Genomic DNA, 12,338 nt, shown 5'->3' with positions numbered 1-12,338 from the left:
TCCTTTTAATTTGTAGATGAATATATTATTTTATTTTATGTTAATATTTTCCTTCTTGTATCGGGATTTATCTGAAAATGTTTTATAACAAATAAAGAAGTTCAACAGGAAACCTGTTGAACCGTGGCAAGGACAGTCCCAAGTACAATCACCATTATTCCATTCAACTTCGCAGCCGAGATGTGTACAAGTTGTATCGACAATATGTAATTTTCCATCTTTGTCTTTATAAGCACCTGCTCGTTTTCCGTTAACATGTACGACAGATCCTTCACCAACTTCGAGATCTTCTGGCTTACGTAATGTGGTTTCAATCTTTCCTTCAATTAAATGTTTCGCAACATCAATGTTCTGGGAGAGGAATGTTTTTATATCTGGATTTGCATGGAAGCGTGATGGTGCATACAGTTCCTTATAGGGATTGTGGACTTTTAGAATGGAGTCCTTCAGTAAATGAGCGGCAGCAGTTCCAGTTGTCATTCCCCATTTACGATATCCAGTTGCAACAAATATATTTGGATTTCTTTCGTTAATATGTCCGATATAAGGAAGCTTATCTAGCGTGATTAAATCTTGTGCTGACCATCTATAGGGAACTTCATCTACTCCAAACGTTGCTTCCGCAAAAGAATACAGTGCTTCATAATGAAGCATTGTGTTTATTCCTTGTCCTGTTTTATGACTTTCTCCGCCAATTAAAATTAATTTTTCTCCATTGTTTGTTGTATAGCGCAAGGAACGTTTTGGGTCATCAATACTTAAATACATGCCACCTGGATAATCCGTTTTTGCTTTGATTGCAAGAGCATAAGAGCGTTCGGCATACATTCGCGTAAAGAAAAAGCTATTCGCATCATAGAAAGGAAAATGTGAACAAGAGACAACATATTTGCAAGTGATGCGATGTCCGCCCTTTGTAATGACTTGTGGATAATCACCCTTTTCCACATCAATAGCTGTTGTTTGTTCATAAACTTTTCCGCCCATCTCCACAAACTTTTCTAAAAGTGTTTTCAAATAAAGGAGGGGATGGAATTGTGCTTGGTTTTTCATGACAAGTGCAGATTGTACTGGGATCGGAATTGATAGAGATTGAACATAGTCACAAGGTATATTTAATTTTTGATAGGCTTCATATTCTTTCGATAAACTTCTTAATCCATTATCAGTAGTTGTATATAAATATGAATCTTCATTTGAGAAATTACAGTCGATTTTATATGTTTGCACCGTCTCATTTATGAATTGTAGAGCATGATTATTTGATTCATAGTAAAGCCTCGCTTTTTCCACACCGAAATGATTTATTAATTCATCATAAATAAGATCGTGTTGTGCTGTTACCTTTGCTGTTGTATGCCCAGTCGTTCCATTTAAAATAAGCCCAGAATCAATTAAAACAACGTTCATACCTTCTTTTGCAAGTAAATAGGCAGTCGTAATGCCTGTAATACCAGCTCCGATAACAGCAACTTCTGTCTTTGTATCTTCAGATAAAGGGGGAAAAGCAGGGACCTGAGTAGATTCAATCCAATAAGATAATGGGAATTGTGGAAATGTATCGCTTGTCATTATAAAACCTCCCGATTTTAGAACAATTTTCCTTTTAATATTTCCATATGATATGAAATTCATGTGCGCTGTTTTAGAAAGAGTCTATTTTTATTAAAAGAGAGATATAATTATTTTAATATAATTATTTGGTGTTGTCGGTATGAAGAGGTATGAGTTGTGTAAAGCTAGATTCAGGTGAGTTTATTTGTTGTTTATAACGAGAGTTCTTGAATAAAATAGAGTTTGTAGGATGGAATTGTATGTATATAAATAAGGAGCGAAACCTTATAAAATATATGTTTATTCTTTAGTGAAATAAAGTATAATTATAAAAATATAACCAACTTTTATTACTAGGTCATAAAAGTTGTTGACAATATAGAAATTCTATTGATATGATTCATCATGTGGAAAGGTTGATAGAGAGTAAAAAGAGAAATGTTTTTCATTGATAATAAAAGCGAAAAATAAGTGACGATAGAGTGAGTATATTTTCCTTATAATAGATGCTTTTTTAATCACCTAGTAAAATCAATCTGGAAGCAAGAATTGATATATGTAAGTTGCGCAAGGCGCGGCATAAGAAAGGGGCAAAAGGATGAAGGAGCTTCATACGTTTGGGTGGTATGCAGCACGTGTATCACCACATTTGCCGAAAAAAGCATTTAAACCAGTTCCTACTCGTTTATTTGGTGGACTGGCTTATTTGCTTGTGGCATTGGCGGGGTTAATATCGATTGGTGTATTTGAATTGAATGTGTGGGCGAATCTAGGAATTGCGATTGTTCTTGGATTATGTTTTGCTTCACTTGGATTTTTAGGACATGAAATTTTACATGGAACAGTGGTAAGAAAAGCATGGCTTCGTGATTTTTTAGGCGCGATAGCATTTATGCCATTATCAACTGGCCCGAAGCTTTGGAGAAAGTGGCATAATGCAACGCATCATGTTCATACACAACATGAAGAGAATGACCCAGATGCATGGCCTACACTGGAGAAACTGAAAAAGAGTAAGTTTTTGAGGTGGGTATATCGCATGCCTCTTTATGTTCGTTCATTCTTTAGTTTTCTGTCACTAACCATTCAATTTACGTTACATTCGACTCGAATGTTCTTTCATTTTATAAAGGAATTTAAGTCATCCAATCAAAAATCTGTATGGCTTCAACTTCTTTTGCCTTGGACTGTTTGGATTAGTTTATTGTTTATTATGGGACCTGGAAAATGGTTATTTGCATATGTAATTCCATTGTTAATTGCTAACTTTATTGTAATGGCATATATCGCAACAAATCATCGCTTAAATCCAATTGTTCCAGTAAATGATCCGTTAGCGAACTGTTTATCAGTAACAGTGCCGCGCTGGGTAGACGTTTTACATTTCAATTTCTCATATCATACAGAACACCATTTGTTCCCTGCTATGAGCTCTAAATACTATCCGTTAGTAAAAGAGAAAATTAAAGAAATGTGGCCGGAACGCTATCATGAGATGCCAATGACAAAAGCTTTGGCAGCGCTATGGAATACACCACGTGTGTATTATCAAGGAAGTGAATTAGTGGATCCGCATAGAGAGCATTTCTATGGTTCTTTAGGAAATGGACTAGATCCTCATAATATTTCATATCGTGAGGAACATATAGAGGAAGAAGAGAGTATTAAAAAAGTAAATCAGTAAAAATTGATATATTTTGCAGTGAAAAAGCAAGCCATTTCAGGCTTGCTTTTTTTTATAAAGAGACTTCTTTTTTATTCTTTTTACTAAATTGAACTGAATTTGTTTCTTTTCGTTGTAGGCGTTTTTCTAAAAGATTAACAAAATAAGTAAATACAAGAACAAGTACGAGGTAATATAAACCAACGATTATGTATGTATCTAACTGTTGGAAGTTACTTGCAGCAATTGATAAACCTGATCCCCATAATTCGGACAATCCTACATATGCAACGAGAGAAGAGTCCTTTAATCCAATAATAAACTGATTTCCTAAAGGAGGAAGAGATTGACGAAATGCTTGTGGTAATACAATACGGCGCATAGCTAAAGGATAAGGCATGCCTAAAGAACGAGCAGCTTCCAATTGTCCACGGTCGACAGATTGAATGGATCCGCGGAAAATTTCAGTAATATATGCACCGTTATGGATTGCTAAAGCAATTGCTCCTGCCCAAAAAGGAGTGAAGACAATAATCGATGTAATACCGAAATAGAGAATGGCAATTTGAACAATTAAAGGTGTACCACGAATAATGGCGATATATACATGAGCAATACTATTTAAAATCTTATTGTTAGAGATTCGAAAAAAAGCGAATAGTAATCCAATTAGTGAACCAATTAATAGGGATGTTAGTGTTAATTGTAATGTGACAATAGTAGCCTTTAAGAGTGTGGGATAAGTAGACATAAAAATTTCAAACATATGTGTCACCTCATATTGTATGGATTTTGGTAGGGAATGAAATACCCCACATAAAAAGTGGGGCATAATGTCTGAAACATTTGACTAGCTAATTTACTTCGTTTTTTCCTCTTCACCGAGAATATTACGTCCAAACCATTTTTTACTGATCTTTTCATACGTACCATCTTTAATGATTTCATCTAAAGCTTTATTTACTTTCTCAACCATTTCTTTATCATCTTTACGAATAGCAATTCCCATTTCATCAAGATTTAATGGTTTTCCAGCTTCTTTTATATTTGATTTACCTTCTTTGATCATGCGTAAACCAACCATTTGATCAGTGATTACTGCATCAATACGTCCAGGTTCTAAGTCCATAAGTGCAGTAATATCGCTATCATATTCTGTGATTTGATTTGTATGTTTTGCAACAAGGTCTTTAAAGGTACTAGCTTTTACAACACCAATTTTCTTACCTTTCAAATCTTCTGGAGAAGAGATAGATGTATTCTTTTTAGCAACAAAAATTTGGGCACCAGAACGATAATAAGGATTGGAGAAACTAACGGCTTTTAAGCGTTCTTCTGTAATTGCCATACTGCCCAATATAGCATCATATTTTTTCGATTGTAGACCTTGAATTAGCGTTTCCCACGGATTTGTAATAGGAGTGGGTTTCATATTCATTTTTTTCGCAAGTGCCTCACCAATTTCCACATCAAAACCGGCAAGCTTTCCGTCATTTTCTTTATAGTTAAAAGGTTTATATAAGCCACTCATCGCATAACGAAATTCTTTTTCACCATTTGAAGTAGTAGCACTTTCCTTACTACAGGCTCCTAGTATGAAGGATGTACATAATGTAATACTCGCAACAATGGTTAATAGTTTTCTTTTCATAAAACCCCTCCTATATATTGATCATACGGATGGTTTTAAGTATGTTACTGAGATATTTTATTTGGACAATTAGTTGTGCACCGTATGAATGTATTTCTTTTCATTTGAAACAGAAGTTACATTATAAAACGTTGCGTAAAAATTGCTTTGCTCGTTCATGTGATGGAGCTGAAAAGAATTGTGCTGGCGGAGCGTCCTCTACAATCTTTCCATCATCCATAAATATGACGCGATCTGCTACATCTCTTGCGAAATTCATTTCATGAGTAACAATAACCATGGTCATTCCTTCTTCAGCAAGTTCTTTCATAACTTGCAATACTTCTCCAACAAGTTCAGGGTCTAAGGCTGAGGTAGGTTCATCAAATAGCATAATTTTAGGATTCATAGCAAGAGCTCGTGCAATGGCAATACGCTGCTTTTGACCACCTGACAGGAGGTGGGGAGTTACATCTGCTTTATCTTGTAGACCGACTTTTTGCAAAAGCTGATTTCCAATTTCCTTTGCATTTGTTGTTTCTAATTTTTTTACATGGATAGGTGCTTCTATGATGTTTTCTAGCGAGGTCATATGGGGAAAGAGGTTAAAGTGCTGAAAAACCATTCCGACATTTTCACGGACTTTGTTTAAATTTGAATGCTGTGGATCAATTCGTTCACCTTGTAAGTGAATTTCACCTTCATCATACATTTCTAAAAAGTTAAGACAGCGAAGTAATGTACTTTTACCGGAACCACTGGCACCAATTAAAACAACAACCTCTTTTTCTTTTACTTGTAAATCAATTCCTTTTAAAACATCAAGCGAGCCGAATGATTTTACTAGATTTCGAACCTGAATCATACAAAACCCCCAGTCAAAAATATATTTTACAAATGTTTCCCCTTATTTCTGTTATTAGCCACAAATTGTCAGAATCCTTCATTTTTTTCGTGGGATTTGATATTCAAGGAAATAATAAATTTTAAAAATCCCTATATCCTTCTATAATGAAAATATGGATAATAATATATAGGTAGTATTTATATTGCTTATAAAAAGGGGGAAAGAAAAAATGGAAAAAGAAAGGAAGACATTTTCCTTTGGCTTACGTATGCAGCTTATGCTATTCACTACAATTTTAGCTTTTATTACATATTCGACAAGTTTAATTTTTATTTACGTTATATATGATTATTTTCAAGATTATGTAAGTCAAACCGTTTATAATATCATTGTTATGCTATTAGGCGTAGTATGGTCTGGAATATTAGCGTATGGAGCAGCCATATTTCTAATTAAACCGCTTCGAAAGTTAGAGGAGGCGGCAAGGAAAGCGGCTGAGGGTGATATTCGTGAAGATGTTCCATTACCGAAGGCAGATGATGAAATTAAATCTTTAAGTGTCGCATTTAATATGATGTTAGGAAACTTAAGGGGCATGGTAAAAAATATTGATACAACATTTTCGTATACAAACAATCAAGTACAGCAAATTAGAAGGCAAACAGGGGAAGCAACAAAGCAAGCACGAGGTGTGTCTGAAACTCTTACAGAGATTTCTTCTGGCGCTGAGCAATCAGCTGCTTCCATTCAGGCGATTGTTTCTGCTGTTGATACAACAACTTCTATTGCGAGTGAAGTAGAAGAAAAAGCAAAACAGTCTGACGAGTTGTCTTTAGAAATGGTTCAAGCTTTAGGGCAAAGTACACGAGTCTTTACTTCTTTAATTCAAGGTATTCAAGCATTGGCAAAAGAAAATGAAAATTCGATGCAAAATGTACAGAAATTAGAAGAACGAATGAAACAAGTAGAACATATTGTTTCTGTTGTGAGTGAGATTGCTAGTCAAACGAATTTGTTAGCACTAAATGCTTCTATTGAGGCGGCTCGTGCTGGAGAGCATGGAAGGGGCTTTGCAGTTGTTGCGGAGGAAGTACGGAAACTTGCTGATGAAAGTGATCATTCTGCAAGAAACATATCGCAGTTATTACGAAATATGCAAGATGAAGTACAACAAGTTGCAATGAAAATGACAGAACAAGTGACAATAGCTAAAGAAGAGGCACAACGTGGGGAAGCTACGGAATTAATTTTAAAAGAAATGTCATCAAGTGTTATGGAAGTAGCCGATGCAACGAAGCAAATTAGTGGCTATATGAACGAACAAGTGAGGCACATTCATCAAACAGGAGCACAAACAAAGGCTGTAGCAGCAATTGCTGAAGAAACATCAGCTGGTTCACAAGAAGTAGCACGTGTGACGTTGCAACAATCTAAAAATATGGTAGTAATCGATCAATTGTTAAAGGATTTAGAGAAGCAAGCAGCAGACTTGAAACAAACAATTGAACGATTTTCAATGTAAAAAGGAAGAACAGTATTCTGTTCTTCCTTTTTTACGTATGAAAAGGAGGGATACTTTGTTGAAAACGAAAAACATTGCAAGGATCATATATGGTTTTCACTTTACGCAATCTTTGAAAGTTAGAACCATAATAACTAGTTTGCCAATTTATAATATCGATATCGGGCCAATTGACATAGTCACCTAGTGTATAAGGATCTAAGCTTTCTCGTAAATCTTTAACCCAGCGTATATTGCGATTTTCTTCATCATCGCATTTCCAAGAGGTAATGTATTCTTGTGCAATAATTGCTTTACGATGGAAATAAGCTGTTTCAGTAGGGGTAATATTTTCAACAGCACCTACGAGCGATTGGTGCCAAATACTTGCATCTTTATTTGGTGCATGAGAAAGAAAATATTTCATGATTTGAAGGCCTTTAAGAGGGATAGGTTCATATACGTAGGAACCGGAGCGCTTAAAGTTTTCAGGGATATTCCCACTGTTAAAAAATTCAACAGCTTTTATATAAGGAACTTCATCTATAAAGAGAGAGGGGGTACCAGTTTCAAGAAGAGGAGATAATAAGGAATGGAGTTCAGAGGGAGAGCCAACAAATTCACCTTTTACTTCAATTTTATTTCGTTGCTTTGCGAATAATTCAATTGATGAAGTGAGACGTTTGTCTATATAAGGCGCCCAGTTTTGCCACGCTTGAAATGCAGCGATAAACTCTTCCCATTCCCATGTAATTGAGAAGATTGATACATTTTTTATAGGATGCATTCGAAAAGTTAAAGAAGTAACAATTCCGAAGTTTCCACCACCACCACCGCGGCACGCCCAAAACAAGTTATGGTTTTCATGTTCGTTTGCGCGAATGATTTTTGCTCCGAATTTACCGCATGCTTGTACCATTTCGACTTCTACTAATTGATCACATGTTAATCCAAATAAGCGTGAAAGCATACCGATGCCACCGCCAAGTGTTAATCCAACAATTCCAACGCTTGCGCTTGTACCAGCCGGTATTGTCACACCATAATTCCAAAGCTCTTTATAAACAGTGCCAAGGTTTGCACCAGCTTCAATTGTTGCTGTTAATTTATCTGTATTAACAGTAATGCGATGCATTTCACTCACATCAATAATAAGTCCTCTATTTAGAAGAGAAAAATTTTCATAGCTATGACGTCCGCTTCTTAAGCGAAATGGTATATGACGTTCACGTGCCCATTTTAAGGCGTTACACACATCATTTTTATTTTGGCAAAAAACAATAATACAAGGGAGTTTTGGAATACTTAAATTTAAATTCATTCGGGCTACGTCATAGTCAGGATCTGAAGGAACAACGATACGACCTGTTAATTTTGTTTGTTTCAATTGATCACTCCTTTCTAAAATAAGCAGTTCTTTTTATTAATATATGAAAATCGTATGTAACCTGTGTGGACAAGAATAGGTGAGGAATGAGATTTGCCTTTGTGAGAAATAAATAAAGCATAAGAATGAGGAATCTACATAGAGTTCAATGAAAACAGTTGCAAACTATTCATATTTTGTTATGATAGTGTTACGAAAACGTTTGCATAAAATTTCCGATGGGATGCAAAAGGAGAGAAGGACTATGAATAAGACATGGTGGAAAGAAGCAGTTGCTTATCAAATTTATCCACGTAGCTTTATGGATTCAAATGGTGATGGTATTGGAGATTTACAAGGTATTATTGCGAAACTGGATTATTTAAAAGATTTAGGTATAGATGTAATTTGGATTTGTCCAATGTATAAGTCACCTAATGATGATAATGGTTATGATATTAGTGATTATCAAGATATCATGGATGAGTTTGGTACGATGGAAGACTTTGATGCGTTACTAGATGAAGTTCATAAGCGTGATATGAAGCTTATTATTGATTTAGTTATTAATCATACAAGTGATGAACATCCATGGTTTATTGAGTCTCGTTCATCTAAAGACAATCCGAAGCGTGATTGGTATATTTGGCACGATGGTAAAGATGGTGCGGAACCAAACAACTGGGAAAGTATTTTTAATGGGTCGGCATGGGAATATGATGAAGTAACAGGACAATATTATTTACACTTATTCTCACGTAAACAACCAGATTTAAACTGGGAGAATAAAGAAGTTCGCGAAGTTTTATACGATACAGTTAATTGGTGGCTTGATAAAGGAATTGATGGTTTCCGAGTGGATGCGATTAGCCATATTAAAAAAGAAGATGGCTTCAAAGATATGCCAAATCCAAAAGAATTAAAGTATGTACCATCTTTTGATAAACATATGAATGTGGATGGTATTCAGCCTTTATTAGAAGAGTTAAAAGAGAATACGTTTTCTAAGTACGATATTATGACTGTTGGTGAAGCGAATGGCGTTAAGATTGAAGATGCTGAGCTTTGGGTTGGAGAAGAGCAAGGCAAGTTCAATATGGTATTCCAATTTGAACATTTAAGTTTATGGGATGCAGAAAAGAAGAAAGATCTTGATGTTGTAGGGCTGAAAAAGGTATTAACGAAATGGCAAAAAGGGTTAGAAAATAAAGGATGGAATGCTTTATATATTGAGAATCACGATAAGCCACGTATCGTTTCAACTTGGGGAGATGATAAACAATATTGGCGTGAAAGTGCAACAGCTCTTGGAGCAATGTACTTCTTTATGCACGGTACACCGTTTATTTATCAAGGACAAGAAATTGGGATGACGAACGTTCAATTATTAAATATTGAAGATTATGATGATGTAGCAATTAAAAATTTATATCGAGAGAAAATTGCAGAGGGCGTACCACATCAAGATATGATGGAAATTATATGGGCTTCTTGCCGCGATAATTCTCGTACACCTATGCAGTGGAACGATGAGATGAATGCTGGCTTTACAGCAGGTGCGCCTTGGTTTAGTATGAATCCAAACTACAAAGAAATTAATGTTGAAAAGCAAAAGAATGAAGAAAACTCTATTTTCAATTTCTATAAGAAAATGATTGCCTTGAAAAAAGAGCACGATGTACTGAATTACGGTACGTACGATTTACTTCTAGAAGACGATCCGCAAATTTATGCATATACACGTACATTAAACGATGAAAAAGTCGTTGTAATTAGCAATATCTCAAAAGAGGAAGCTGTGTATAATGAGGGTTCATTCGCACTAGAACGCAAACGTTTGCTTTTAAATAACTATAAAGTTGCGGAAAATGAACAAGTAACTTCAATCACGTTAAAGCCTTATGAAACAAGGGTTTATCGTATTTCATAATAAAAAAGGATGCTCTTAGAGCATCTTTTTTTATGAAAAAAAATAAATTTCTATTGCAAAGTGAAAACGCTTTTATTAAAATAGATTTATGAAAACGGTTGCGTAAAGATAAAAATAAAGTAACATAAGGAATCGTTTTCATAAGAGAAACAGAAATTATAATTTAAATCATTATGTTGTTATAAATAAAGGGGAGGAAGAACAGATGAAAATTACGTCTTTTGATTTTTGGCAAAAGTTCGGAAAAGCATTATTAGTTGTTGTAGCTGTAATGCCAGCAGCTGGTTTAATGATTTCTATCGGTAAGTTAATTGGGATGTCTGCTGGGGATATTAACGCAGTTCATACAATCGCTCGCGTAATGGAAGACATAGGTTGGGCAATTATTACAAATCTACACATCTTATTTGCAGTAGCAATTGGGGGATCTTGGGCGAAGGATCGCGCAGGTGGTGCATTTGCAGCGCTATTAGCATTCGTCTTAACAAACAGAATTACAGGAGCTATATTTGGCGTAAACGCTGAAATGTTAGCGGATTCAAAAGCGAAAGTTTCTTCAGTATTAGCAGGAGATTTAGTTGTAAAAGATTACTTTACTTCTGTACTTGGTGCACCAGCATTAAACATGGGAGTTTTCGTAGGGATTATCACAGGTTTCTTAGGAGCTACTTTATATAACAAATATTATAACTATAATAAACTGCCACAGGCATTAGCATTCTTTAACGGAAAACGATTTGTACCATTCGTTGTAATTGTTTGGTCTACAGTCACTGCAATTGTATTATCACTTTTATGGCCGTTCATCCAAAGTGGATTAAATGAATTCGGTCGCTGGATTGCAGCATCTAAAGATAGTGCACCAGTTGTTGCACCGTTTGTATATGGAACGTTAGAGCGTTTACTATTACCATTCGGTTTACATCATATGTTAACGATTCCGATGAACTACACAGAGCTAGGCGGAACATATACGATGTTAACTGGCTCAAAAGTTGGACAAATTGTAGCAGGACAAGATCCATTATGGCTTGCATGGATTACAGACTTAAATAATTTACTAGCAAATGGAGATACGAAAGCATATAACGATTTATTAAATAACGTTGTACCAGCTCGTTTCAAAGCTGGACAAGTTATTGGTTCAACAGCAGCGTTAATGGGTATTGCTTTCGCGATGTTCCGTAATGTTGATAAAGAAAAACGTGCAAAGTATAAACCAATGTTCTTATCGGCTGCATTAGCAGTATTCTTAACAGGTGTAACAGAACCAATTGAATTCATGTTCATGTTTATTGCTCCAGTATTATATGTTGTATATGCAATTACAACAGGACTTGCATTCGCATTAGCAGATTTAATTAACTTACGTGTTCACGCATTTGGATTTATTGAATTAATTACTCGTACACCGATGATGGTTAATGCAGGACTAACTAGAGATTTAATCAATTTCGTTATCGTTTCATTAGTATTCTTTGGTCTGAACTTTACATTATTCAATTTCTTAATTAAAAAATTCAATTTACCAACACCAGGACGTGCAGGTAACTATATTGATAATGAAGATGAGTCATCAGAAGGAACAGGAAATGTACAGGATGGTTCATTAGCAACAAAAGTTATTGATTTATTAGGTGGTAAAGAAAATATTGCTGACGTAGATGCTTGTATGACGCGTTTACGTGTAACAGTAAAAGATTTAGATGTTGTTGCACCAGAAGCACAGTGGAAACAAAATGGTGCTTTAGGACTTATCGTAAAAGATAAAGGTGTACAAGCAGTATATGGTCCGAAAGCTGACGTATTAAAGTCAGACATTCAAGATATGTTAGGTGCGTAATAAG

At 35.2% G+C, this 12,338-nt stretch carries 7 protein-coding genes and 3 pseudogenes; 5 read left to right on the top strand and 5 right to left on the bottom strand.

Annotated elements, in window-relative coordinates:
• Positions 1–117: 117 nt before the first annotated feature.
• Positions 118–1,572 (bottom strand): annotated as a pseudogene (locus DN393_RS23995) (FAD-dependent oxidoreductase); the annotation flags it as partial.
• Positions 1,573–2,152: 580 nt separating this feature from the next.
• Between DN393_RS23995 and desB the strand changes: the two are divergent.
• Positions 2,153–3,238, top strand: a complete 1,086-nt coding sequence (gene desB / locus DN393_RS23990; RefSeq protein WP_149173997.1) for a Delta(10) desaturase DesB — start codon at positions 2,153–2,155, stop codon at positions 3,236–3,238.
• Positions 3,239–3,290: 52 nt separating this feature from the next.
• Here the strand turns inward: desB and DN393_RS23985 are convergent, their stop codons facing one another.
• The 3 genes from DN393_RS23985 to DN393_RS23975 form a co-directional block, all read right to left on the bottom strand.
• Positions 3,291–3,983: an amino acid ABC transporter permease gene (locus DN393_RS23985; RefSeq protein ID WP_064477211.1), complete on the bottom strand. Its 693-nt coding sequence runs from the start codon at positions 3,981–3,983 to the stop codon at positions 3,291–3,293.
• A gap of 93 nt (positions 3,984–4,076) precedes the next feature.
• Entirely contained in the window at positions 4,077–4,868 is a 792-nt protein-coding gene (locus tag DN393_RS23980; RefSeq protein ID WP_064477212.1) for an ABC transporter substrate-binding protein, read from the bottom strand.
• 121 nt (positions 4,869–4,989) lie between these two features.
• Positions 4,990–5,712: an amino acid ABC transporter ATP-binding protein gene (locus tag DN393_RS23975; RefSeq protein WP_064477213.1), complete on the bottom strand. Its 723-nt coding sequence runs from the start codon at positions 5,710–5,712 to the stop codon at positions 4,990–4,992.
• A 211-nt stretch (positions 5,713–5,923) separates the two neighbouring features.
• Between DN393_RS23975 and DN393_RS32630 the strand changes: the two are divergent.
• Together DN393_RS32630 and DN393_RS32625 are read left to right on the top strand one after the other, a co-directional pair.
• A pseudogene (locus DN393_RS32630) lies at positions 5,924–6,274 on the top strand (HAMP domain-containing protein); the annotation flags it as partial.
• A 369-nt stretch (positions 6,275–6,643) separates the two neighbouring features.
• Positions 6,644–7,216, top strand: a pseudogene (locus tag DN393_RS32625) (methyl-accepting chemotaxis protein); the annotation flags it as partial.
• Positions 7,217–7,247: 31 nt separating this feature from the next.
• On the opposite strand, the gene DN393_RS23965 reads toward DN393_RS32625, so the two are convergent.
• Complete coding sequence (locus tag DN393_RS23965) at positions 7,248–8,582, bottom strand: FAD-binding oxidoreductase (RefSeq protein ID WP_064477215.1); 1,335 nt, start codon at positions 8,580–8,582, stop codon at positions 7,248–7,250.
• 244 nt (positions 8,583–8,826) lie between these two features.
• On the opposite strand from DN393_RS23965, the gene DN393_RS23960 reads away from it, so the two are divergent.
• Complete coding sequence (locus tag DN393_RS23960; RefSeq protein WP_141537826.1) at positions 8,827–10,491, top strand: glycoside hydrolase family 13 protein; 1,665 nt, start codon at positions 8,827–8,829, stop codon at positions 10,489–10,491.
• A 205-nt stretch (positions 10,492–10,696) separates the two neighbouring features.
• On the top strand, positions 10,697–12,334 hold the full coding sequence (locus DN393_RS23955; RefSeq protein WP_064477217.1) for a PTS transporter subunit IIBC: 1,638 nt from the start codon (positions 10,697–10,699) through the stop codon (positions 12,332–12,334).
• Positions 12,335–12,338 lie beyond the last annotated feature (4 nt).

Origin of the sequence: Bacillus sp. BPN334, assembly GCF_008368885.1 — a bacterium.
Taxonomy (GTDB): Bacteria; Bacillota; Bacilli; order Bacillales; family Bacillaceae_G; genus Bacillus_A; species Bacillus_A wiedmannii.
This window is presented reverse-complemented; position numbering and strand designations above follow the sequence as displayed.

Coding starts and splice junctions, on each gene's coding strand:
- desB (WP_149173997.1), top strand. CDS start 2,153: ATGAAGGAGCTTCATACGTTTGGGTGGTATGCAGCACGTGTATCACCA.
- DN393_RS23985 (WP_064477211.1), bottom strand. CDS start 3,983: ATGTTTGAAATTTTTATGTCTACTTATCCCACACTCTTAAAGGCTACT.
- DN393_RS23980 (WP_064477212.1), bottom strand. CDS start 4,868: ATGAAAAGAAAACTATTAACCATTGTTGCGAGTATTACATTATGTACA.
- DN393_RS23975 (WP_064477213.1), bottom strand. CDS start 5,712: ATGATTCAGGTTCGAAATCTAGTAAAATCATTCGGCTCGCTTGATGTT.
- DN393_RS23960 (WP_141537826.1), top strand. CDS start 8,827: ATGAATAAGACATGGTGGAAAGAAGCAGTTGCTTATCAAATTTATCCA.
- DN393_RS23955 (WP_064477217.1), top strand. CDS start 10,697: ATGAAAATTACGTCTTTTGATTTTTGGCAAAAGTTCGGAAAAGCATTA.